The 23,117-nt window shown below is 29.4% G+C and carries 27 protein-coding genes; 24 read left to right on the top strand and 3 right to left on the bottom strand.

Annotated features, from left to right (window positions below; all coding sequences use genetic code 11):
• Window positions 1-4 precede the first annotated feature (4 nt).
• The 15 genes from mutL (at window position 5) to KQI18_RS09650 (ending at window position 15,577) form a co-directional block, all read left to right on the top strand.
• Window positions 5-2,101 carry a DNA mismatch repair endonuclease MutL gene (mutL, locus tag KQI18_RS09720; RefSeq protein ID WP_216467860.1) on the top strand — a complete coding sequence of 699 codons (2,097 nt, stop codon included), beginning with the start codon at window positions 5-7 and terminating at the stop codon, window positions 2,099-2,101.
• Between the two features lie 21 nt (window positions 2,102-2,122).
• On the top strand, window positions 2,123-3,061 hold the full coding sequence (gene miaA / locus KQI18_RS09715; RefSeq protein WP_216467609.1) for a tRNA (adenosine(37)-N6)-dimethylallyltransferase MiaA: 939 nt from the start codon (window positions 2,123-2,125) through the stop codon (window positions 3,059-3,061).
• A gap of 53 nt (window positions 3,062-3,114) precedes the next feature.
• A complete protein-coding gene (gene hfq / locus KQI18_RS09710; RefSeq protein WP_216467608.1) occupies window positions 3,115-3,357 on the top strand; it encodes an RNA chaperone Hfq in 243 nt (80 codons plus the stop codon).
• A gap of 84 nt (window positions 3,358-3,441) precedes the next feature.
• A complete protein-coding gene (locus tag KQI18_RS09705) occupies window positions 3,442-4,722 on the top strand; it encodes an aminotransferase class I/II-fold pyridoxal phosphate-dependent enzyme (protein ID WP_216467607.1) in 1,281 nt (426 codons plus the stop codon).
• A gap of 51 nt (window positions 4,723-4,773) precedes the next feature.
• Complete coding sequence (locus KQI18_RS09700) at window positions 4,774-6,120, top strand: M20 family metallopeptidase (protein ID WP_216467606.1); 1,347 nt, start codon at window positions 4,774-4,776, stop codon at window positions 6,118-6,120.
• Between the two features lie 130 nt (window positions 6,121-6,250).
• On the top strand, window positions 6,251-7,321 hold the full coding sequence (locus KQI18_RS09695) for an SIR2 family protein (protein WP_216467605.1): 1,071 nt from the start codon (window positions 6,251-6,253) through the stop codon (window positions 7,319-7,321).
• A gap of 216 nt (window positions 7,322-7,537) precedes the next feature.
• Window positions 7,538-8,062, top strand: coding sequence for a prolyl-tRNA synthetase associated domain-containing protein (locus KQI18_RS09690; protein ID WP_216467604.1), 525 nt, complete (start codon window positions 7,538-7,540; stop codon window positions 8,060-8,062).
• Window positions 8,063-8,156: 94 nt separating this feature from the next.
• Window positions 8,157-8,834: a DUF554 domain-containing protein gene (locus KQI18_RS09685; protein WP_216467602.1), complete on the top strand. Its 678-nt coding sequence runs from the start codon at window positions 8,157-8,159 to the stop codon at window positions 8,832-8,834.
• A gap of 117 nt (window positions 8,835-8,951) precedes the next feature.
• Window positions 8,952-9,836, top strand: a complete 885-nt coding sequence (locus KQI18_RS09680; RefSeq protein ID WP_216467601.1) for a kinase — start codon at window positions 8,952-8,954, stop codon at window positions 9,834-9,836.
• Between the two features lie 130 nt (window positions 9,837-9,966).
• Window positions 9,967-10,656, top strand: coding sequence for a response regulator transcription factor (locus tag KQI18_RS09675; protein WP_216467600.1), 690 nt, complete (start codon window positions 9,967-9,969; stop codon window positions 10,654-10,656).
• Window positions 10,657-10,658: 2 nt separating this feature from the next.
• Complete coding sequence (locus tag KQI18_RS09670) at window positions 10,659-11,561, top strand: sensor histidine kinase (protein WP_216467599.1); 903 nt, start codon at window positions 10,659-10,661, stop codon at window positions 11,559-11,561.
• Between the two features lie 117 nt (window positions 11,562-11,678).
• Window positions 11,679-12,599 (top strand): ABC transporter ATP-binding protein, encoded by a 921-nt coding sequence (locus KQI18_RS09665; RefSeq protein WP_216467598.1) that lies wholly within the window; start codon window positions 11,679-11,681, stop codon window positions 12,597-12,599.
• Window positions 12,592-13,329 (top strand): ABC transporter permease, encoded by a 738-nt coding sequence (locus KQI18_RS09660; protein WP_216467597.1) that lies wholly within the window; start codon window positions 12,592-12,594, stop codon window positions 13,327-13,329. The genes KQI18_RS09665 and KQI18_RS09660 overlap by 8 nt, the downstream gene beginning before the upstream one ends.
• A gap of 53 nt (window positions 13,330-13,382) precedes the next feature.
• Window positions 13,383-14,207, top strand: a complete 825-nt coding sequence (locus KQI18_RS09655) for an undecaprenyl-diphosphate phosphatase (RefSeq protein ID WP_216467596.1) — start codon at window positions 13,383-13,385, stop codon at window positions 14,205-14,207.
• Between the two features lie 188 nt (window positions 14,208-14,395).
• Window positions 14,396-15,577 (top strand): iron-containing alcohol dehydrogenase, encoded by a 1,182-nt coding sequence (locus KQI18_RS09650; RefSeq protein ID WP_216467594.1) that lies wholly within the window; start codon window positions 14,396-14,398, stop codon window positions 15,575-15,577.
• A gap of 90 nt (window positions 15,578-15,667) precedes the next feature.
• Here the strand turns inward: KQI18_RS09650 and KQI18_RS09645 are convergent, their stop codons facing one another.
• Window positions 15,668-16,147 (bottom strand): ABC transporter substrate-binding protein, encoded by a 480-nt coding sequence (locus KQI18_RS09645; protein WP_236887725.1) that lies wholly within the window; start codon window positions 16,145-16,147, stop codon window positions 15,668-15,670.
• 62 nt (window positions 16,148-16,209) lie between these two features.
• A complete protein-coding gene (locus KQI18_RS09640; protein ID WP_216467593.1) occupies window positions 16,210-17,733 on the bottom strand; it encodes a recombinase family protein in 1,524 nt (507 codons plus the stop codon).
• Between the two features lie 145 nt (window positions 17,734-17,878).
• Between KQI18_RS09640 and KQI18_RS14330 the strand changes: the two genes are divergently transcribed.
• Window positions 17,879-19,447: a cell wall-binding repeat-containing protein gene (locus KQI18_RS14330; RefSeq protein WP_216467592.1), complete on the top strand. Its 1,569-nt coding sequence runs from the start codon at window positions 17,879-17,881 to the stop codon at window positions 19,445-19,447.
• Window positions 19,448-19,945: 498 nt separating this feature from the next.
• A complete protein-coding gene (locus KQI18_RS09630) occupies window positions 19,946-20,110 on the top strand; it encodes a hypothetical protein (RefSeq protein WP_216467591.1) in 165 nt (54 codons plus the stop codon).
• Between the two features lie 16 nt (window positions 20,111-20,126).
• Here KQI18_RS09630 and KQI18_RS09625 read toward each other — a convergent pair whose 3' ends face one another.
• Window positions 20,127-20,495, bottom strand: a complete 369-nt coding sequence (locus KQI18_RS09625; RefSeq protein ID WP_216467590.1) for a helix-turn-helix domain-containing protein — start codon at window positions 20,493-20,495, stop codon at window positions 20,127-20,129.
• 167 nt (window positions 20,496-20,662) lie between these two features.
• Between KQI18_RS09625 and KQI18_RS09620 the strand changes: the two genes are divergently transcribed.
• The 7 genes from KQI18_RS09620 to KQI18_RS09590 all read left to right on the top strand — a co-directional run.
• Window positions 20,663-20,881: a helix-turn-helix domain-containing protein gene (locus tag KQI18_RS09620; RefSeq protein ID WP_216467589.1), complete on the top strand. Its 219-nt coding sequence runs from the start codon at window positions 20,663-20,665 to the stop codon at window positions 20,879-20,881.
• A 20-nt stretch (window positions 20,882-20,901) separates the two neighbouring features.
• Entirely contained in the window at window positions 20,902-21,675 is a 774-nt protein-coding gene (locus tag KQI18_RS09615; protein WP_216467588.1) for an ORF6N domain-containing protein, read from the top strand.
• Window positions 21,676-21,738: 63 nt separating this feature from the next.
• Window positions 21,739-21,936: a hypothetical protein gene (locus KQI18_RS09610; RefSeq protein ID WP_216467587.1), complete on the top strand. Its 198-nt coding sequence runs from the start codon at window positions 21,739-21,741 to the stop codon at window positions 21,934-21,936.
• A gap of 67 nt (window positions 21,937-22,003) precedes the next feature.
• Window positions 22,004-22,168 (top strand): hypothetical protein, encoded by a 165-nt coding sequence (locus KQI18_RS09605; RefSeq protein WP_216467585.1) that lies wholly within the window; start codon window positions 22,004-22,006, stop codon window positions 22,166-22,168.
• A gap of 21 nt (window positions 22,169-22,189) precedes the next feature.
• Complete coding sequence (locus KQI18_RS14565) at window positions 22,190-22,378, top strand: helix-turn-helix domain-containing protein (RefSeq protein ID WP_216467859.1); 189 nt, start codon at window positions 22,190-22,192, stop codon at window positions 22,376-22,378.
• A 189-nt stretch (window positions 22,379-22,567) separates the two neighbouring features.
• Window positions 22,568-22,888: a hypothetical protein gene (locus tag KQI18_RS09595; RefSeq protein WP_216467584.1), complete on the top strand. Its 321-nt coding sequence runs from the start codon at window positions 22,568-22,570 to the stop codon at window positions 22,886-22,888.
• A gap of 2 nt (window positions 22,889-22,890) precedes the next feature.
• On the top strand, window positions 22,891-23,117 hold a 227-nt coding region (locus KQI18_RS09590), incomplete at its 3' end, for a hypothetical protein (RefSeq protein WP_216467582.1).

Genomic DNA, 23,117 nt, shown 5'->3' with positions numbered 1-23,117 from the left:
TTATATTATGAATAGAATCAATATCCTAGATGATATTACCATAAATAAAATAGCAGCAGGTGAAGTTGTCGAAAGACCTTCATCTGTTTTAAAGGAACTAGTTGAAAATTCAATAGACGCTAACTCGACAAAGATTAGTATAGAGATAAAAGACGGGGGAAAAGAATCAATAAAAATTGTAGATAATGGTGATGGAATAGATTCTAGTGAATTAGAGAAGTGTTTTTTAAGACATGCTACGAGTAAAATAAAAAACGTAGATGATCTTTACGAAATTTACTCACTAGGATTTAGAGGTGAAGCAATGTCATCTATATCTGCAGTTTCAAAGCTTGAAATGATCACTAAAGCTAAGGATGAACCTATAGGTACAAAAATTTCACTTGAAGGTGGTAAAATTGTATCTAAAGATCCTATAGGTACACCAAATGGAACAACCATTACAATAAAAGAATTATTTTTTAATACCCCAGCTAGAAAGAAATTTTTAAAGTCTACTCACGCTGAAACAATAAATATAAGTGATTGGATAAACAAACTTGCAATAGGTAATCCTAGTATACAGTTTAAATATATAAATAATGGAAGAAATATGTTGAATACACCTGGTGATGGAAACTTATTAAGTGCTATTAGAAGTATATATGGAAAAGAAGTATCTGAAAATTTGATAGATGTAAATTTTGAATCAAGATACTTTAAAGTAAATGGATTTATTAGCAATAATAATTTGTATAGATCGAATAAAAATCTTCAACATATTTATATAAACAATAGATTTGTAAAAAGTAAGGTTGTATTAAATGCCCTTACTGAAGGTTATAAGTCTATAATACCTATAGGAAAACATGCAGTTTGTTTTTTAAATGTATTTGTAGATCCTTCTAAAGTAGATGTAAATATACATCCAAACAAATTAGAAGTAAAGTTTGAAAAAGAACATGAGATATATATTGAACTTAGAGATTACCTTCAGCAGAGACTTTTACGATCAAATCTTATAGGTAAGTATAAAACTTATGACAATAAAAAATCAATTGTTTCTAATGGTAATTTAAAAACTACTAAACTTAATGACAAAGCTAGTACTGTAAATGAAACAAGAAGGAATAGTTTTGGTAATGCCGATAATAATACTAATGATAAAGCAATGACTAATAGTAACATTGTATACAATGAAGTTAATAAAAATAATGATCAAAACAAAACTGTATATGATGTTATTAAAGAGACGAAAAAAGTATTTGGATCAAATATAAATAATGAAGATACAAGTATGAATACCTTAGAAGAGTTTAATAAGTCTAGTAATTTTAATCCTGTTAATATTGATGAAGTACCTATAAATGAATTTCAATCTGTAAGTGATGTTTTGAATTCTTATGGTAACATTGAAGAATTAATAATAAAAAAATCTGAGGAAAAGCCAGAAAACATTCAAGGTGAATTTACAAGTAAAAATAAAATAGAATTTATAAATGAAGAAGAAAATGGAGCTATACAACGAGACGGAGAATTTAGTCTATACTTAGCTGATTACATAGTGGTTGGAGTTCTTTTTAAAACATATATAGTATTAGAAAAAAGAAATTCTATGTTTTTATTAGATCAACATGCTGCTCATGAGAGAATACTATTCGAGAGATATATGGATAAATTTTATAGACAAGACATAAATATGCAGATGTTAATAGATCCAATAGTGATGGAAGTTTCTAATGTAGATATGCTATATATAGAAGAAAATCTTGACCTTTTTATGAAATTTGGATTTGAAGTTGAAATATTTGGGAAAAACCATGTTATGGTGAGAAGTGTCCCAACTATATTCGGCGTTCCTGAGACAGAGAAATTTATTCTACAAATAATAGATAATCTTGAAGATATAAAGAGTAATTATGATTTAAAAGTAGAGAGGTTTGCATCAATGGCATGTAGGTCAGCGATTAAAGCACATGACAAAATTTACGATTTAGAAATAAAAAGTTTATTTGAACAACTTGAAAAATGCGATAACCCATTTACATGCCCACATGGGCGACCAATTATTGTTGAGATATCAAATTATGAGATAGAGAAAATGTTTAAAAGGGTAATGTAATTTTTAGTGGAGAGGAAAGTTATGAATAAGATACCTATAATTATACTTACTGGTCCTACAGCAGTTGGAAAGACGGATCTTTCAATAGAGTTGGCCAAATCTTTAGATGCTGAGATAATTTCGGCTGATTCAATGCAGTTATACGAATATATGGATATAGGAAGTGCTAAAGTTACCAAAGAAGAAATGGACAGCATCAAGCACTTTATGATAGATGAGGTTAAGCCTGATTATCCATTTTCAGTATCTGAATTTCAACAGAGGGCTAAAGAGTATATTGAAGATATACACGCAAGAGGGAAAAATATTATAGTAACTGGTGGAACGGGGCTTTATTTAAATTCTTTGATATATGATATGGATTTTGGAAAATCTAAAGCTAATACAGAACTTCGAGATAAACTTCAGCTTGAATTAGATGAATACGGCCAGGATTTTATGCATAATAAGCTTAGAGAACTAAACGAAGAAGTTGCAAACAGAATTCACAAAAACAACACTAAAAGAGTGATTAGAGCTTTGGAAGTTGAATTAAGCGGTGAAAAAATGAACGATTTTTCAAAAGACCTTAAATATAATGAAAATTACTATCCAATTATTATTGTTTTAAATAGAGATAGAGAGAATTTATATAATAGAATAAATTTAAGAGTCGATATAATGCTTGAAAATGGATTGATAGATGAAGTAAAAGATCTTTTAGATATGGGATACACAAAAGATTTAGTATCTATGCAGGGTATAGGATACAAAGAGATAATTAAATATCTTGATGGTGAATACAGTTACGAAGAAGCTGTAGAAATAATAAAAAGAGACTCAAGAAGGTATGCAAAGCGCCAGATTACTTGGTTTAAAAGATATAAAGAAGCTTCGTGGTTTGATATTGAAAAACTAAATAGTAAAGAGTTAAAAAAAGAAATATTGCTATATATTGAAAAAATGCTTTATATTATGTAGAATGATAGAGATGAGATATAATTAGTTTAATTATTATATAGGGGGTAAACTCGATGAGAAATACAGTTCTTAATTTGCAAGACCTATTTTTAAACACTTCTAGAAAAGAAAAAATAGCGGTTACAGTTTATTTACTTGATGGATCTAATTTAGAGGGTGTGGTAAAGGGATTTGATAGTTATATTGTTTTATTAGAAAAAAGCGATAAATCTCAACATATGATATATAAACATGCAATTGCTAGCATCAAGCCTAGTAAATACATAGGGCTAGGAAACAACAATCAAAATAAATAGATGTACTAATAAAAGCAGATAAAAGCTGTTTAAAATGAAGCTTTTATCTGCTTTAGTTATTACTGAAGGACAAAAGGTGATAAAATGTTAAATGAAACAAGAGAATTTTTAAAACAAATGTACAATATAGATGATGAAATTTTTAACCTATCTGAAGAGGTTTTATCTGATATAGAGTATAAATTTGATGAATTAAAAGAAATTAGAGAATATAATCAATATAAAGTATTAAATGCAATGCAGGAAGCTAGACTTAGCGATCAACATTTCAACTGGACAACGGGATATGGTTACAACGACATTGGCCGTGAAAAAGTTGAAGAAATATATTCAAAAGTATTCCATACAGAGGACGCTTTAGTTAGACCTATAATTGTAAATGGTACACATGCACTTTCATTATGTGTACAAGGGTTAGTTAGACCAGGAGATGAGATACTTTCGATAACTGGTAAACCATATGATACTCTTGAAGGTGTAATAGGAATTAGAGAAGAAAAGGGATCTCTTAAAGAATACGGAGTAACATATGAACAGGTAGATTTCTTAGAAAATGGAAATGTAGATTTAGATGGGATAAAGAATAAAATAAATAATAGAACTAAGTTAGTTATGATACAAAGATCAAAGGGTTACTCTTGGAGAAAATCTCTATCAATTGATGATATAAAAGAAGCTATAGAAACGGTAAAATCAGTTAATCCTAATCTAATTGTAATGGTTGATAATTGCTATGGTGAATTTTTAGATACCAAGGAACCTACAGATGTCGGCGCTGATGTAATGGCTGGTTCACTTATTAAAAATCCAGGTGGAGGTTTAGCCCTTACAGGTGGATATATTGCTGGGAAGAGTGATTTAATAGAGCAAATTTCTTATAGAATGACTTCACCAGGGGTTGGAAAAGAATGTGGTCTTACTTTTGGTACTACAAGAAGCGTACTGCAAGGATTCTTTATAGCACCGTATATAGTATCTCAAGCTGTTATGGGGGCAATTTTCTGTTCGAGACTTTTTGAAAAATTAGGTTACGATGTGCTTCCTAAATACGATGATCTAAGAAGTGATATTATACAATGTATAAGACTTAATAATGCTGATGAAGTAGTAAAATTTTGTGAGGGTATACAGGCGGCAGCACCAGTTGATTCTTATGTAACACCAGTGCCTTGGGATATGCCCGGTTATGAAAGTGAAGTTATAATGGCCGCTGGTGCGTTTATTCAAGGATCATCAATAGAATTAAGTGCCGACGCACCAATAAGACCTCCATATAATGTTTATTTTCAAGGTGGACTTACATTTGATCACTCTAAAATGGGTGCTCTAAAAGCGGTTGAGTATATAAATAAACTAAAAAAATAAGAATATTTTATATTATATAAGATAAAAATGATTAATATTAGAGGTGATATTGTGAAACAAAGCATACTCAAAAAAGTAGATTCTTTACAAGGTGAGATGATAAGCTCTATTCAAGAGGCGATAAAAATACCTAGTGTTATTTCTGAAAAAGAGGGAACTTATCCATTTGGTGAAAATATAGATAAGGCGCTTAGGTACATGCTTGATTTATGTGAGTCGTTGGGATTTAAAACTGTTTATAAAGATGGATATTATGGATACGCTGAAATAGGTCATGGTGATGAGATTATTGGAATTTTAGGGCATGTTGATGTTGTTTCAGAGGGCAGTTACAAGAGCTGGGAATTTCCTCCATTCAATGGTGTTGTGAATGATGGGAAAATTTACGGAAGAGGAGCTCAAGATGATAAGGGTCCAACTATTTCTGCAATATATGCAGTGAAGGCTCTTATGGATTTAGATTTAAATTTTAATAAACGTATAAGATTTATATTTGGAACAGATGAAGAAAATCTTTGGAGATGTATAAATAAATACAAAGAAAATGGAGAAGAAATACCAACGTACGGATTTACGCCGGATTCTAAATTTCCAATTATTAATGCAGAAAAAGGGCTTTTGCAAGTAAATTTAAAATGTAAAAGTACCAGTGATATAGATTTAAGTGTAGGTGAATCTTTAAATGCTGTTCCAGGTAAAGCGATTTATATCGGGAAACATATTAATAAATTGGAAGAAGAATTAAATAGGTTAAATTTTGGGTACATAGTGGATGAAAATAAAATATCTGTAAAAGGTAAGAGTGTTCACTCTGCTGTAAGTGAAACAGGTATAAATGCTCTGACTAGACTTTGTATAGCGCTAAACAATATTGGAGTTAAATCGAATACAATAAAATTTTTAGCTGAGGTTATTGGAGAAGATGCAAATGGACAAAATATTGTTAAAGACTGTAAAGATGATATATCAGGTAAGCTAACTGTAAATGCTGGGAAATTATTGATAAAAGATGGTAAAGAAATTGCAGGACTTGATATCAGGGTACCAGTATCATATAAGATTGAAGATATTGTAAAGAGTTTAAAGGAAACAGCACAAAAATATCAATTAGAGTATGAGCAGTATGATTTTTTAGATTCTATATATATTCCAGAAGATAGTATACTTGTAAACACCTTGAGAAAAGTCTATGAAGAGGAAACAGGTCTTGACGGATCTCCAGTATCATCAGGGGGGGCGACATACGCTAGAGCTCTAGAAAACTGTGTTGCATTTGGATCAATTTTCCCAGGTAGCCCTAAAACAGAGCACCAAGTTAATGAATTTGCAATTATAAACGATTTAGTTAAAGCGTCAAAGATATATGCTTTAGCAATATATGAACTTCTTATGCTTTAATATATCTCAAGTTTAGTATAAATTAATAGAATAAATTTAATTAGGGGGTGTTGGATTTAGAAATATATACTTTGATATATCTAAATTTGACACCTCGTTTATTATAAAGATACTTAAAAGGAGTAGTGTAATGAAATTAATTGTTTTTTTAGGTGCCGGTGCTTCGGCATCAGATAATTTTCCTATACAAAATGAACTTTTTAGCGCTTATTTTAAAAATCTCAAAGAAAAAGATTTTGAAAGTGAAATGAATATAGAGCTTTTTAGATTTTTTAAGCAAATGTTTGGTATAGATGTTATGAAAGACAATATGGACGAAGTTAATTTTCCTACATTTGAGGAAGTTCTAGGACTATTAGATTTAGCAGAACAAAGAGGAGAATCTTTTAGAAACTTTGGATTAGAAGATATAAATAAAAAGAGCGATAGTATAAGATATATGAGGCAATATCTTATTTTTCTAATGGCGGAGGTATTAAATACAAAATTAGATGTAGAAAATACTAATCATAATATGTTAATTAGAAATTTAATAGATAAAGAGCTTTTACTTGATACTACATTTATAAGTACCAATTATGATATATGTATAGATAATACTATTGTAACTTTGAGTGATAAGATAAATAACTATGTAATGCTAGATTATGGTATAGATTTCACTAATTTTGATATAGAGAATAGCTGGAGAAGGCCTACAGAGCCAGCTATAAAACTGTACAAGATTCACGGTTCCTTAAACTGGCTTTACTGTCCAGTTTGTAATGGGGTAACTATAACACCTTATGAGGGTGGAGTTATGAAACAACTCCAAAGGTCAAGAGAAACCAGATGCTTGGATTGCGGTGATTACACAGTTCCTATTGTAATACCACCAACATACTTTAAGAATATATCTAATATTCACATTACAAAAGTATGGAATGCAACTCAAAAAGCACTTAGAGAAGCAGATTCGGTTGTATTTTGCGGTTATTCATTTCCTGAAGCAGATATACATATAAAATATCTGTTAAAAAGAGTGCAAGGATGTAGAAGAAAGCCACCACTGAAATTTATTGTTTACAATAACCATCAAGATAAACAAGAGGTCACATTAAAAAAAGAAGAGAAAAGATATAGACGATTCTTAGGAGAGAACACTATTTTTACTAAAAAGTCATTTCAAGAATTTGCAGAAAAACCAACTGAATTTTTATAGATCGATATTATATTTATATTGTTTTTTATCTATTTAATAATCTATAAAATAATGTAGAAAAAACTAGAATATTATTGAATAAAGAGATATAATTAGTCTTAGTAAGTTCAATTTTCGTAATTAAATATTAATTTAGTTAATTATGAAATCTTGTTTAATTACGTTATATAGTCAAACGTAATATAAAAATTAAAAAATTTGAAAGGAGGCTAAACTATGGAGGAAAAAAATAAATTATCAAAAGAGGAAATTTTCGAAAACGAAAATAAAGTATACAGAACCCTTGAGAATTTAGGTATAGAGTATAATTTGATCGAACACGAACCTCTTTATACGGCTCAACAACTTGTAGTAATAAAAGATGTAGCAAAAGGAACTCATTGTAAAAACTTGTTTTTAAGGAACTCAAAAGGCAGTGAATACTATCTAATTGTTGTTAGAGATGACAAGCAAGTAGATTTAAAATCCCTAAAGGATAAGATAGGTTCTTCAAGATTATCTTTTGCTTCTCCCGAAAGATTATTTAGCGTCTTAAAATTAACACCTGGAAGTGTAAATCCATTCTCTCTTATGAACGATTTTGAACATAAGGTTAAATTGTATATAGATATAGATGTTCTTAATGGTGAGAATTTAAATTTCCACCCAAATATAAATACTAAGATGGTTAATTTATCTTTAGATGGATTTGAAAAGTTTTTAAATAATCTGGAGAACTCTATAGAAAAGATCGAGATATAGGATCTATAAGTATTTCATGAAGGATAAAAAGTAAATTAAAGTAAGACATCACATTGTCGGAGATGATATATTTACAAGAAAAGGAAGATAGGACATGTTAGGGACAATCGTAAATAGTTTGGCAATAGCAATTGGATGTTTGGTCGGTTTGGTTATTAAAAAGGGTATACCAGATAGAGTTAGTAAAACGATAATGAGTGGTTTGGCTCTGTGCGTAATTTACATAGGTATTGAAGGGAGCTTAAAGGGCGAAAATACGCTGATAACAGTAGTATGTATCGCAGTTGGTGGATTAATAGGAGAAATTATAGATATAGATAATAAAATAAATAAACTAGGAGACTTTTTACAAAATAAACTTTCTAAAGATAAAGATAGTGAAACATCTATTGCAAAAGGATTTGTAACAACTAGCTTGATTTACTGTGTCGGTGCTATGGCAATAGTAGGAGCACTAGAAAGCGGTCTAACAGGGAATCATCAAACTCTTTTTACAAAGGCACTATTAGACGGGATTTCAGCTATTATATTTACAACTACACTTGGTATTGGAGTAATATTTTCATCTGTTGCAGTATTTCTATATCAAGGCTTGATAACTATAGGAGCTTCAATTTTAGCTACTCTACTTAGTGATGCAGTAGTAACAGCACTAACTGCTGTAGGTAGTTTACTTATAATTGGCATTGGTTTAAATCTATTAGAGATCACTAAAATAAAGGTGGCAAATCTGCTACCAGCAGTATTTTTACCGATAATATTGGAATGCTAAATCTACTTTAAGCTAATACATAATAGGGAAAAGTTTAGACAAATATTTTATTTAGAAGGATAATTACATTTGTAATCAAATTAATTATACATAAGATATATTTGGAGGTATAATTATATGATTACATTTGATATAAATGGTGCAAATATTAAGTTTGATGTTCAAATGGAAAATTACAATAAAATTAGAAAATTGTTTAAATTTAGTGCAATTAAAGAAAGTCAAAGATTTAGAGATGAATGTATAAAAAATTTTCACTCTCTAAAGCAGGTTTCTGAAAGAGGTTTAAAGCTAGGTGAGAAGTATCTAACAGAGTCTTTTAAACTAGGTGTCGAAACAATAGTTGGTTATGACATTATAACAATAGATGTAGATACTTTTAAAGACATTTATTGTGATAAATATTTGGATTTTTATAGACTTTTTAACAATTACAACAAAACATACTTAATACCAAATAAAAATAAGAAAAACAATATAGTAAATATTCAGGAGATTGAGTCAGCAGTAGATAAAATAAGTTCTTTTATAAAAGATGATTTTTTTAATGTACATTTTGCAGTAATAGATGTACTTTTAGAAAATAAAATAACAAAAGTACGACCTTATATAGATGAAGAAGCAATAAGCCAATCAAATGCACTTTTTAATAATTATAAAGATGGATTCATTAGCAAACCAGATGAGTGTAAGGTAGTTAAACAAATTATTGAATTAAATCCTTATCGAGAGGATCTGTATGAGTTTTTAATAAAAGAAGATGGAGATTTATTTTATCAAATTGATGATCTCACAAATTTTTTAGGGTACTCAATGGATAAATATAAAGATTATCTAATGAATTGCTATATAGATACTTTAATTGAAAATAGAGAAAGTAATTTTGATAGTTACGATAAGTTGAAAGAAAAAATTGAAAAATATGCAAGATATATAGGTTCCAAAGAGGAAAGTTTTTTTGTAACAAAGCTTGATGCTATATATACTTTTGCAAATGCATAAGGGCTGTCTCTACAGTCCTTTTTTATTTTTTGTAGTTATTTCTGTATTTTTAATCTATAATTATAGACATATTTGTATATAATTATAGATTAAAAATTTTGCGTATTTTAAACTGAAAGGGAGCTTGCATATGGGTCATAAAATTTTGGTTGTAGATGATGATAAAGATCTTTGTGAAGTATTAAAAAAATATCTTGAAACAGAAAATTATTCGGTCGATTTTAGACATGATGGCGATAGTGGATTAAAGGGTGCGCTAGAAAATAGTTATCAACTTTTAATATTAGATATAATGTTACCTCAAAAAAACGGTTTTGAAATTTTATCGGAGATTAGGAAATCTAGCTCAGTACCAATACTTATGTTAACAGCTAAAGATAGTGAGATAGATAAAGTTTCAGGTCTTAGATTAGGAGCAGATGACTATTTAACCAAGCCTTTTAGTATGGATGAATTCATTGCTCGAGTTCAATCTCTTATAAGAAGATATACATATTTTAATGATGGGTTAAGTAGTAAAGAACTATGCTTTGTCGGATTGGCAATAAATCCAGACACTAGAGAGGTTGTAGTTGATAATAAAAAAGTTGATCTAACAGCAAAAGAATTTGATTTGTTGTATTTTCTAGCACAAAACAGTGGAAAAGTGTTTACAAAAAAACAAATATATAGAAATGTCTGGGAAGAAGACTATGCATTTGATGACAATAATATTATGGTACATATTAGAAGACTTAGGAAAAAAATTGAGCTTAAGCCTGATTCCCCAAGTTTTATTAAAACTGTATGGGGAGTTGGTTATAAATTTGGAGGTGAATAATATTGGTTAAGAATATAATAATTATTATTTTAGTTATCATATGTTTTTCATTGATTATTTATATCCTAATTTATAGGTCAAAGCTTAAAGAACTAATATATGTATTAAAATCGGTTGAAAAGAATAATAAAAATAAATTATTTGTATCAGAATCAGGATTATTCTCTAAAGTAGGCTTAGCTACAAATGAACTGATAAGATTTTATCATACAAAATTAATAGATCAAAAAAGAACAGAACAAGCAAATAAAGAGCTTATGACTAGCTTATCACATGATTTAAGGACTCCTCTTACGTCATTACTTGGTTACTTAGATGCTTTGGATAGCGATATTTTAGGAGAGGATGAAAAAATAAAGTACATTAGAACATCTCGAAAAAAAGCATACGATTTAAAAGTATTAGTCGACAACTTATTTGAGTGGTTTAAAATTGGATCGAGAGAAATACAATTTTCACCAGAAGTTAAGGATATAAACGAATTATTGAGAGAAAATATAATTGAATGGGGTCCAGTATTTGAAAAAAATAAAATATCTTTGGTAGTTGATATATCTAATGATGAATACAATGTAAATTTAGATGAAAATGCATTCAATAGATTAATTTCAAATTTATTACAAAATGCATTACAATACGGAGGGAATTATATAGAACTTAAAACACAAAAATCTAATTCATATGTTGAAATATTCGTAAAAGATAATGGAGAAGGCATTGAAGAAGAAAACCTAAAATTTATATTTGATAGACTCTATAAATGTGATAAGTCTAGAAGTAATAGAGGGAGTGGTCTAGGGCTTAGTATCGTAAAAGAATTCATTGAAATGCATAACGGAAAAATTGATGTGAAAAGTAAACATGGATTCGGAACTGAATTTATATTGTATTTCCCTATTTCATAAAAACGTACTTATGTACGTTTTTTGTGTTTAAATTTAAATTAAGAAAATTGTAAGATTTGGTTAAGCTTAGTGTAAGTAGGTTCTTGATATAATATTAAAAGAACAGGAGGAATTAAAATGGATTATATTATTAAGACAATATCACTTACAAAAAAATATGGTGACAAAAAAAGTGTAGACTCAGTAAATATAAATGTAAAACGAGGAGAGATTTATGGATTACTCGGAAGAAATGGTGCGGGAAAGACAACAACTATGAGAATGCTAATGAACTTAACCAAACCTACTTCTGGAGAAATCGAGCTATTTGGAAACAGAAAATATAAAAATTCAAAAGATGTGTACAATCGAATTGGATCAATCATAGAATATCCAGGATTTTATGAAAATTTAACGGGTGAAGAAAATCTAAATATATTCGCTAAATTACGAGGAATACAAAGGCAAGATTCGATAAAGAAAGCATTAGAAATAGTTGGATTAGAGAAAGAGCTAAAAAAGCCATTTGTCGATTATTCAATGGGTATGAAGCAAAGGTTAGGCATCGCCTCAGCAATTATGCATGAGCCTGAGCTTTTAATATTAGATGAACCGATAAATGGTTTAGATCCTGTAGGAATTCAAGAAATAAGAAGCTATTTAAAAAGATTGTGTGAAGAGAATGGAACTACTATATTTATATCTAGTCATATACTTAATGAAATCGAGCAATTAGCAGATACAGTTGGGGTTATGCATGATGGAAAAATGATAGAAGAAGTATCTATGGACGCACTTCATAAAAGAAATAGACAATATTTAGAATTTCAAACATCAAATGAAAATAAATCATGTTTGCTAATTGAGGAAAAATACAATATTAGAGACTATAAAGTGCAAGGGGATGGAAGCATTCGTATTTATACAGATTTTAATAAAAGAGCTGAGATTAATAAACTATTTGTAAAGAATGATATAGATGTTTTTAAACTTAATATAAGTGAAGAGCGTTTGGAAGATTACTTTTCAAATTTGATTGGTGGTGGGAAGATTGGTTAAGTTAGTATATTGTGAAATTTTAAAACTAAAGAGGTGTAAAATTTTTAATTTAAGTTTAATAGGAGCTTTGATAGCTCCATTAATGATTTCTGGAGAGATAGTGAAATCTAAGTTTGATAATCCTGATAAAATTATCACCTTTGCCGATCTATTTGAAAGCACGAACCTTTATATAATGATGTTATTCGGGTTAATTCTTTACGGTTTAATAGCGGCTTATTTAATAAGTAGAGAGTACTCAGAAAATACTCTAAAATCGGTTCTTACAGTACCTATTTCAAAAGCAAAATATTTATTTTCAAAGTATATAATTCTATTTATTTGGATACTACTTTTAACAATTATATCTTGGATATCCACAATAGTATTCGGATTTATTTGTGGAGCAGAATACTTAAGAACACAAGATATTATTATTTCTATAAAAGCTTACTTATTAGGAGGTGTATTTTTATTTTTAACATCTTCTCCAGTTGTTTTTATAACATTATATTCAAAAAATATCATAGCACCTATAATATTTATGGCCTCAGTAGTAATGGCTAATATTATGCTGTCAAATTCAGATCTCGGCGTATACTTTCCATGGACTACATCGCATTTAGCAGTTTCTGGTATAATTGAAAAATATAATACACCGTATGCAACTGCATATTTAATTATTATATTAACTTTTATTATTGGTATTATTGCAAGTTGGATGTATTTTGCAAAAGATGATGTGAGGTAATTTAGATTTGAAAATGTTATTTAAAAATTACAAAATAAATAGGAGGGAAAGTATTGGAAGCATTTAGTTTTGTAGAAATTTTAAAGGCAGTACTATTAGGTATAGTACAAGGAATTACAGAGTGGTTACCCGTAAGTAGTACAGGTCATATGATTTTAGTTGACGAGTTCGTAAAGTTAAATTTTTCTAAGACATTTATAAATACGTTTTTAGTTGTTATTCAGTTCGGCTCTATACTAGCAGTTGTCTTGATATTTTTTAGAAAGCTAAACCCATTTGATAAAGATAAAAGCAAAGCTCAAATGAAAGAAACTATAGATTTATGGATAAAAGTTGTGATTTCTATAATACCAATAGGAATAGTAGGAGTATTATTTGAAGATAAGATTCACGATATTTTTTATAACTCAACAGTAGTTGCCATTGCCTTAATAGTTTATGGGATCATAATGATAATGCTAGAAAATAGGAATAGCAAGCCGAAGTTTAACAGTTTTAAGGACGTTTCGTATAAAGTCGCATTTCTTATAGGTATATTTCAGTGTCTAGCACTTATTCCAGGAACATCTAGATCGGGTTCGACGATTATAGGCGCAGTGTTACTTGGAACATCTAGGGTCGTAGCAGCAGAGTTTTCTTTCTTTATGGCAATACCTACAATGCTAGGAGCTAGTGCTATAAAATTATTGAAATCTGGATTTGCGTTTAGTAGTTTTGAATGGTTGGTTCTATTAGTAGGATCAATCGTAGCGTTTTTAGTTTCTATTGTAGTGATAAAATTGTTTATGGATTATATTAAAAAACATGATTTTAAGTCTTTTGGATATTATAGAATAGTACTAGGAATTGTAGTGTTAGCATATTTCTTTATATTTTAGAATTGAATCACACTAATATCGTAAATTTCTTCAACCAAATCCAGATTACAATCTCCTATTAAAAATAAACTAATATTTTTTAATCATTGCTAAATTAAAAATAAAATAGTATTCTAAAATTATAGATTTAAAAAATTATGCTATAAACTAAAATAATGTTATTAAATTACAAATTAGGAGGTATAAATATGGTAAATTTTGAATACTTTACGCCAACAGAGGTTTTTTTTGGGAGAGATGTTGAAAATAAAGCAGGGGATCTTATTAAGAAAGGAAATTATAAAAAAGTTTTAGTTCACTTTGGTGGTTCTAGTGCAAAAAAATCAGGTTTATTAGATATAGTGTATAAATCACTGGATGATGCCGGCGTGGATTACATAAATCTTGGTGGGGTTGTACCAAATCCAAGATTATCAAAGGTATATGAAGGAATAGAACTTTGTAAAAAAGAAAAAGTTGATTTTATATTAGCTGTTGGTGGAGGTAGCGTTTTAGATTCTGCAAAAGCTATAGGTTTTGGAGTAACAAATGATGGAGATGTTTGGGATTTTTTCAGTGGAAAAAGGGTACCTGAGTCATGCCTTCCAATAGGCACTATTCTTACATTATCAGCTACAGGTAGTGAGATGAGCAATTCATCAGTCATAACTAAAGATGATAGCGGAGAGAAAAGAGGCAGCAATTCAGACTATTCAAGATGTACATTTGCACTATTAAATCCTGAATTGACATTTACACTTCCAACGTATCAGACAAGTTCAGGATGCGTTGATATCTTAATGCATACATTAGAGCGTTATTTTTCAAAAAATGAGAGAATGGAATTAGTAGACGAAATAAGCGAAGGATTACTTAGAACAGTGATAAAATATGCTGAAATACTTATGAAAGAACCTAATAATTATAATGCAAGAGCAGAAATTATGTGGGCAGGAAGTCTATCTCACAATGACCTAACAGGAGCTAGAAGTGCTGGCGGAGATTGGTCATGTCATCAATTAGAACATGAGTTAAGTGGTATGTTCGATGTTGCACATGGAGCTGGTTTATCAGCAATTTGGGGTAGTTGGGCTCGATATGTGTTAGAGAAAGATCCATCTAGATTTGCAAAGCTCGCTAAAAATGTAATGAGAGTTTCCTCTGAAGGAAAAGATAATAAGAGTGTAGCTATAGAAGGGATTGAAGCTATGGAAGATTTCTTCAGAAGAGTTGAGATGCCTACTTCTATTAAAGAATTAGGAATTGATTTAACAAATGAGCAAGTTAAAGAGCTCGCTCATAATTGCAGCTTTAAGGGCAAGAGGACTATAGGTGGCTTTAAGATTCTAGATGAGAAAGATATGGAAAATATATATGCAATGGCAAAATAGCATTAGAAGAATATTTTAGAATAAAAAATCAATATGTAAAAAAGATTAGCCTCAAATCTAAGTATGAATAGATTTGAGGCTAATAAATTATTACTTAATATTTTTTATAGCATTATTAGCGAAATCAGTATTTACAATATCGTCATAAGATACATCTTTATCAAGTTCTTTCGCTTCTTTCATAACAGCTACAAGTCTATCTAAGCTTTCTTTTTTAAGAATAGGGTCTTGTGACCAAGCATCAATAGATTTATACCTGTTAACAACAGTAGTTAAATCTTCTATAGAGATATCTTCAAAGAAAGGTTTCATAGCTTCAGCAATCTCTCTATCAGATGCTTTTTGAACCCATAATTGTCCTTTGTATACTGCATTTGTAAATCTTTGAATTAGATCAGGGTTGTTTTCCAAATAAGATTTTGTTGCAGAATATGCAGTGAATGGAATTTCTCCAGAGTCTTTTCCTATTGAAGATACAATATGACCGCTACCTTCCTTTTCCATAGTTGTAGCAGTTGGCTCAAATGCTGTAGTAAAATCAGCTTCACCACCAGCAAATGCTCCAGCCATAACACCGAATTGGTTATCAGTTTGTTTATAACACTAAGGAGAGCAATATTAATAAATATATCCTAGTAAGGTAATTTAGGGAATAGAACAATATCAAAGTCATCTTCATCACGTCTATTGTGTGTTTTAGTATATTCAACTTTATCCAAGACTGATTTTAATAAATTATTTTTTTCTTCTATATTTGACTCCTGGTAATTCTGTAATAAATATTCAAGCTTTGGTAAAAGATTAATTTTAGAGTTTTCTTTTTTAAATTCATTGTTAATTTTCTTTTTTAATTCATCAATAGATTTATTTATTTCTTCAGAGCGGATGCCTATTTTCTTAGATCTAACTAAATATGTATCGGTATCATATATTCCTTTTTCAAGTAAATCATGTAAATTATCTTTTTGTATATCCAAGTCTTTTAAATCTTTCTCGAATTTAGATAACATTTTTTTATAATCATTAACAGTAGTATTTTGGGTATCAGCAATATCATTATTCTTTAAATCAATCCTATATTCAATTAGCCATCTTTCAAGAATTTCTAATATAGACTTTTCCATAACATCTAGTTTAGTAGCTCTATTCGAACAATTAGTGCATACCATATATCTAATATATGTATTAGAACCATCGCCTTGTTTAATAGTATTTCTTTTTCCAACAAGTGTATAACCACATAATTTACATTTAACTATTCCTGCTAGTGGGTTTACTAATTTATTATTTGGAGTCGGAGAAATATATCTACTTTTTAACCTATGATTACATTCATTCCATAAATCTTCAGAGATTATTGGATCATGGATACCTTTGACAATTATCTTTTTTGAAACTTCATTTTTCGAACTTTTGGTACCTTTCCTAGAAACACTATTCCAGGTAACATATCCACAGTACACTTTATTTTTTAGAATATCTCTTACTAATTTTTCATAAAAACTTCGTCCTGTAGATGTTTTATGTCCAAGTGCATTTAAATAGCTAGCAATTTTTCGTGCACCATTTCCTTCATTATAGAGTTTATATATCATCTTTACAACCAAGGATTTTTCATCATCTATTATTAAATATCTATCTTTATTTCTATATTCAATCTTATATCCATATGGAGCGCTTTGAGCTATAAATTTACCTTCTTCGATAGATTTTATACGCCCACGCTGCATTCTTCTAGTAATTAATTTTAACTCTTTACGAGCCATGAAAGCTTCGAACTCTGAATACTCTTCATCAAACTCATTATTCAAGTCATAAATTTTACGCGGAGTAATTATCTTGGTATTACTTTGTTTAAATGTATCTAAGATAAGACCTTGATCCTGCATATTACCGCGACCTAGTCTATCAATGTCCATTACAAGTACAGCATCATATAAACCTTCACTAACTTCTTCAAGTAGATCAATCATTTTAGGTCTATTATTTACACTTTCACCACTAACTAATTCTTCTTTTATTTCAACTATGTTTAAACTTTTCTCTCTAGCAACTTTTAATAAAGTAGACTTGTGCCTGTCTAAAGTCTCAAATTCACCATGTTTTTCAGCCTCTAAATCGGCTCGAGATTTACGTAAATACATTGCAACGTTCATTTTTTATCCTCCCTTAAAAACTCGTTTTAACTTATGGATATATAATATCATAAAAATAACTTGTGTTGAAATATTACATTATTTGACAAAATAATTCTTTTCCTTCTTGTATAATGACATTAAAATGATTAAGGGGGAAATTACTATGAAGTTTTGCAAAAAAATTATAACTGTGGGCTTATCAATAGCTTTGTTATCAGGTTCATATCTAAATGCTAATGCATTAGATTCAATCGACAAAATACAAGGCAAAGATAGATATGAGACTGCAGCATTAATCGCTGACCAACAGAAATATGAGATAGCTATATTAGTTAACTCTGATAATTCATTAGCAGATGGCCTTAGCGCAAGTGGACTGGCTGGAGCAGTTGGTGCACCGATTTTACTTACAAAGAAGAATTCTATACCAGATATTACATTAACGAGGGTGGAGAAAACAAAAAAAGTCTACTTAATTGGTGGAGAAAACTCTATTGATTCAAACACTGAATCTTTCCTTAAAGAAAAAGGAATTGAAGTTAAGAGAATTAGTGGTGAAGGAAGAATTGAAACTAGTTACAACGTTGCTGATGAAGTTAAATCAATAACGAATGATATTAACAAAGTTATATTCACAAATGCATTTAAAGGCGAAGCTGATGCCATGAGTGTTGCTTCTGTAGCCGTAAGAGATAAAGCTCCTATAATTCTAACAGATGGGAAGAATGTTTCTTACAATACTACAGGGCTTAAAAGTTATGCAATAGGTGGAACTGCATCAATGAGTAATGAGTTAGTTAATAATACTAATTCAAAGAGAATCGGTGGAGCTGATAGATTTGATACTAATAAAAAAATAATTCAAGAGTTTTATGGTAATGTAAGTGAGTTTTATATAAGTAAAGCATATAATTTAGTTGATGCACTTACTGGGTCAACACTTGCAAAGAAAACTCCAATAGTGTTAGTAGAAAAAGGAAGCGACAAATCTATATTAAAAGATGCAACTAAAATAACAGCTCTAGGTGGAATAGATAGCAAAATAATAAAAGAGATTATAGATCCAATTCCGCAAGAATTAGATGCTATTATCGGAAACTGGTATAGTGAAGTTTTTGAGGATGATGACATTGAATTTAATTGGCTTTATCTAAGAGAAAATACAATCAATAATGTACCATTTGAAGTAGTTGATTGGCTAGAAACATCTAAAGGAAAAGGAATTGAAATTATTGTTCATGACCAAGCACAAGGAGATTATAGAATTGCACTAATTAACTCATGGGGAACACTTATGCAATATTCTTATGATGAATATAGAGATAAATTTATATACGAGTCGGAATATGAGAAAATAGGTGAACCTATTGAGAATGATTTTGGAAACCCACCAACTGACACCAATAACAAGATCGGATGGGTTGCAAAAGATGGAAGATGGAGATACTACGATAAAAATGGTAATGAAGTAGAAAATCAAGATTTAGCATTAAAAAAAGCAAATAAAGTGGCAAGTCAATGGGAAGAAAAAAAGATTCTTTCTTCACAAGATTTAAATAAGAAGGTAATGTTGCCTTACTTGAAGGATTATTATATAATTGCACTTGTTGGTGAGTATGAATCGCAAGCTGATTATGCATTAGTTATAAACAAAAACAATTTTTACTCATTTTATGTACATCCAAATGGAGAAATAACAAAAATAGAAAAATACTCCCAACCTAATTTTTAATAAATTATATTTGTCATTTGGAACAATTTATATTCTGGATAGTGATGAAAATAGTAAAATAAATACAGGAACATTTATAATTCATTCAAAGTATATTGAAATTAGAATTAATTGATTAGGAGAGTAGAGTATTATAACTAAAGAGATGTTATTACTGCAGAGTCTATTGATGTGGTGGTCTTTAATAGGGATTACAATATAAAATAGAATTTAAGATATTTTTTAAAAGAGTAGCGCAAGCTGCTCTTTTTTATTATATACTGTTCTTTTATAAACTACAATTATTGACATAATTTACCGAAAGTAAATATTTTCCAGTTATAGAATTGTATTAATATAACAATAAATAAGGCATTAAGGAGGTATATGTAAAACTTTTCTTTAAATTATATTAAATATTATATTGTGGTTGTGTAAATAAAAGGTTTGTTGTATCATAAAAATATAGAACATGCGTTTGATATTTTGTGTAGAATTTATTATTATGGGGGTATATGAGTGGGCGAAGAAAAAATTAATTATTTAAAGAAATTACAAGGAATAATAGCACAAGATCCAAAAGAATTCTTTGAAATTGAAGGAATTATAAAATCCGTATACTACGAAGATGTTTCAAAAAAGCGAGACAAATATATAATAAAAAAACAGACAGAGGTATTATAAGCCTCTCTCTGTCTAATTACATATCGTCATCAATAAAAGCATCTATCATTTTTTTTATTTTGTTTTGTGTTTTTGGATCTAACTCGTATAGTTTTCGTATTAGATTATGCATATCTTCATTATTGTTAGTTAATTCTTCTATTTTTTTAGTATCAATATCAGAAATTGGACTTTTGTTATCAGTTCTTCCAAGCAAATAATCTATTGATACATTAAAATAATCGCAAATGTGTATTAGAGTATCTTGATCTGGAAATCTTCTTCCACTTTCCCAATTGCTTATAGCAACTTTAGTTACATTAAATACTTTTCCTAATTCTTCTCCGGTCATATCTTTTTCAAATCTTAATTGTTTTAATCTATTTCCAAACAAATTTTCTGACATTGTTAAAATCTCCTTTTATATTTTATAATTAGCTAAATGATAACATAATATTAACATATTGATAACAGTTGTTAACAAATTGAATATTTTTTTTAGAAAAGTGTTGACAGTTAACGAAATGAAAACTATAATGTAGTTAACGAAATGAAAACAAAGAAGGTGAATATATGAATTTAAAAAAATACAGACAATTTATTAACTTAACTCAATTAGAAATGGCGAAAATAGCAAATATAGGTTCAACCGCTTACTGGTACAAAGAGAAGGGTTATAAACCTTTCAATCAAGATGAAATGTTAAAAATATACAAATACATAAAAAAAGAAATACCTAATATAACTTTTGAGGATCTTTTTTATTCAAATGGTAAACAAAATGAAAACTAATTAAATGAAAGGGGATAATTATGAATAACTTAGAACCAATCAAATTCAAAGACCAAAATGTAATAACAACAGAATTACTTGCAGAAGTATATGGAACAGACACAAAGAACATAAGTAATAATTTTAACAACAATAAAGATAAGTTTGAAGAAGGTAAACACTACTATTTTCTTGATGGTGAGAAATTGAAAGAGTTTAAAGGTAATCATATGAAATATGACAACCTTAAATTCGCTCCAAAACTATATCTTTGGACAGAAAGAGGAGCAAATAGACATTGTAAAATTCTAGACACAGATAAAGCATGGGAGCAGTTTGACAATTTAGAGGATACATATTTTAGAGTTAAAGAAAACCTTAATCCAAAGCTACCTACAAATTACATTGAAGCCCTAGAAAGTTTGGTAGAGTCGGAAAAAGAAAAAGAGCAACTGAAATTGGTAAATAGAGAGCAAGGGCAAAAATTGTTAGAAGTAAAACCAAAAGCTGAAAAATGGTCAACATTCCTAAATAGTGAAGGGCTTACAACAATAGATGACTTTTCTAAGTCAATAGCGATAAAAGATTTAGGAAGAAACAACATGTACAGCTATTTAAGGAGCAAAGGGCTGTTAAGGCAAGACAACTCACCGTACCAAGCGTACATAGAGCAAGGTTTAATGATTAAAAGACAAAGTGGTTGTTATTTATATAGAGGGTCTTTAGAAAGCAGTTATAAGACGTATCTTACAAATAAAGGTATAGATAAAATCATTACAATGCTTAATAAAGACGGATACATTCAAATTAATTAGGAGGTTGATTCGCATAGGACAAATTTATTAAAACATATCTTATGTAAAAAGGGGGGATGAGACATGGAAGTTAAATACGATGCAAGCTATTTACTTAATGGCGGAAAGACAAAAGGCTATGTAGTTTCTCCAGAGACTGTGTTAGGACGTAAAATGACCGAGGAAGAAATACAAAGAGTACTAGATGACGTAAAAAGGATAAAAATTCAACATTACACTCGTATTGAAATGGAGAAGTTAGAAAAAACAAAAGCGGAATAACAGTAAGTAATTTAATGAGGTGCTTAGGCACTTCTTAATAATAATAGTACAAGCAGGAGGTAATAAAATGAACAAATTATCAAAGATAATAGCAGGAATTTTAATATTATCAAGTTTAGCAATCGGGGCATTAGCCACTTATAACGTTAGTCATCTATACGATAGAATCGCAGATCTAGAAGAGGTTAATAGTCAACAACATAATAGGATTTCAGAATTGGAAAACAAATAAATTGGACAAACATAGGAGGCGATTAAAATATCTACAGGAAGTAATATCAAATTCTTTAGGCGTAAAAGAGGGTTTTCCAGGAGTGAGTTAGCCAACAAATTAAATATATCAGTTCATACAATTACAAAATATGAACAAGGTCAGAGGGAAGTAAAAGCCGTCAGATTGAGCGATATAGCAAAGATATTAAATGTAGACATAAAAAATTAGCGGAAAATAAAAATACCTAGGAGGTGTTGTTTTTATGAATGTTAAGGACTTTGATATATTCAAAGAGCTATGCGAATCTAGGACCAAACATTTTAGATGGGCATATGAAGACTTTTACTGGTTCAAAAGAACATTTAAAAGATTAAAACAAATAGAAATAAATTTTACATATTAAGGGGGGTAAATTAGATGGACAAGCTAATGGAAGAATTTGAAATATTTGTAGATGCAAGTATCAACACAGTTGAGGGAATGTTAAAAGATAATGAATTAAGATTAACTGAAATCAAAGGAACTGCGATTAAATATTGTTCAAAAGATGAAGGTAGAATCGAAAATCAACAAGCTGTTGTGAATGATTTAAAGTCACAATTAAAAATGGCAAAAGAAATCAGAAAAGGGCTACTTCTTATTTCAGAAAGAGAAGAACAAAAAGAAAAGAGCCACGGCAATGGCTCAATTCAAGAATTACAAAATTTAATTACGTTAATTATACCACAGGAGGCATAATTATGAAAATACAAGATTTAGAAACAGATATATTACTAACTAAATTAGATACAAATTTCTTTGATGAAGACTACAAAACTGGCTATATAGAAGGACTAGAAGCCTTTGCAAAAAGATATAAACAAAATTATAGCTTAGTAGATCTTAAAAGATATTTAATAGATGTAACAAAAGAAGGTTACAAAGGAAGTTATGTAGATGGTTTTGTGTTTGCATACAAAAGTAATCT

The organism is Metaclostridioides mangenotii (genome assembly GCF_018917235.1).
Classification (GTDB): domain Bacteria; phylum Bacillota; class Clostridia; order Peptostreptococcales; family Peptostreptococcaceae; genus Metaclostridioides.
This window is presented reverse-complemented; position numbering and strand designations above follow the sequence as displayed.

What these genes read in the sequence shown, in the direction of transcription:
- KQI18_RS09650 (WP_216467594.1), top strand. Translation starts at nt 14,396, where the DNA reads ATGGTAAATTTTGAATACTTTACGCCAACAGAGGTTTTTTTTGGGAGA.
- KQI18_RS09695 (WP_216467605.1), top strand. Translation starts at nt 6,251, where the DNA reads ATGAAATTAATTGTTTTTTTAGGTGCCGGTGCTTCGGCATCAGATAAT.
- miaA (WP_216467609.1), top strand. Translation starts at nt 2,123, where the DNA reads ATGAATAAGATACCTATAATTATACTTACTGGTCCTACAGCAGTTGGA.
- hfq (WP_216467608.1), top strand. Translation starts at nt 3,115, where the DNA reads ATGAGAAATACAGTTCTTAATTTGCAAGACCTATTTTTAAACACTTCT.
- KQI18_RS09680 (WP_216467601.1), top strand. Translation starts at nt 8,952, where the DNA reads ATGATTACATTTGATATAAATGGTGCAAATATTAAGTTTGATGTTCAA.
- KQI18_RS09625 (WP_216467590.1), bottom strand. Translation starts at nt 20,495, where the DNA reads ATGTCAGAAAATTTGTTTGGAAATAGATTAAAACAATTAAGATTTGAA.
- KQI18_RS09610 (WP_216467587.1), top strand. Translation starts at nt 21,739, where the DNA reads ATGGAAGTTAAATACGATGCAAGCTATTTACTTAATGGCGGAAAGACA.
- KQI18_RS09620 (WP_216467589.1), top strand. Translation starts at nt 20,663, where the DNA reads ATGAATTTAAAAAAATACAGACAATTTATTAACTTAACTCAATTAGAA.
- KQI18_RS09615 (WP_216467588.1), top strand. Translation starts at nt 20,902, where the DNA reads ATGAATAACTTAGAACCAATCAAATTCAAAGACCAAAATGTAATAACA.
- KQI18_RS09665 (WP_216467598.1), top strand. Translation starts at nt 11,679, where the DNA reads ATGGATTATATTATTAAGACAATATCACTTACAAAAAAATATGGTGAC.
- KQI18_RS09685 (WP_216467602.1), top strand. Translation starts at nt 8,157, where the DNA reads ATGTTAGGGACAATCGTAAATAGTTTGGCAATAGCAATTGGATGTTTG.
- KQI18_RS14330 (WP_216467592.1), top strand. Translation starts at nt 17,879, where the DNA reads ATGAAGTTTTGCAAAAAAATTATAACTGTGGGCTTATCAATAGCTTTG.
- KQI18_RS09605 (WP_216467585.1), top strand. Translation starts at nt 22,004, where the DNA reads ATGAACAAATTATCAAAGATAATAGCAGGAATTTTAATATTATCAAGT.
- KQI18_RS09645 (WP_236887725.1), bottom strand. Translation starts at nt 16,147, where the DNA reads ATGGCTGGAGCATTTGCTGGTGGTGAAGCTGATTTTACTACAGCATTT.
- KQI18_RS09705 (WP_216467607.1), top strand. Translation starts at nt 3,442, where the DNA reads ATGTTAAATGAAACAAGAGAATTTTTAAAACAAATGTACAATATAGAT.
- KQI18_RS09595 (WP_216467584.1), top strand. Translation starts at nt 22,568, where the DNA reads ATGGACAAGCTAATGGAAGAATTTGAAATATTTGTAGATGCAAGTATC.
- KQI18_RS09675 (WP_216467600.1), top strand. Translation starts at nt 9,967, where the DNA reads ATGGGTCATAAAATTTTGGTTGTAGATGATGATAAAGATCTTTGTGAA.
- KQI18_RS09640 (WP_216467593.1), bottom strand. Translation starts at nt 17,733, where the DNA reads ATGAACGTTGCAATGTATTTACGTAAATCTCGAGCCGATTTAGAGGCT.
- KQI18_RS09690 (WP_216467604.1), top strand. Translation starts at nt 7,538, where the DNA reads ATGGAGGAAAAAAATAAATTATCAAAAGAGGAAATTTTCGAAAACGAA.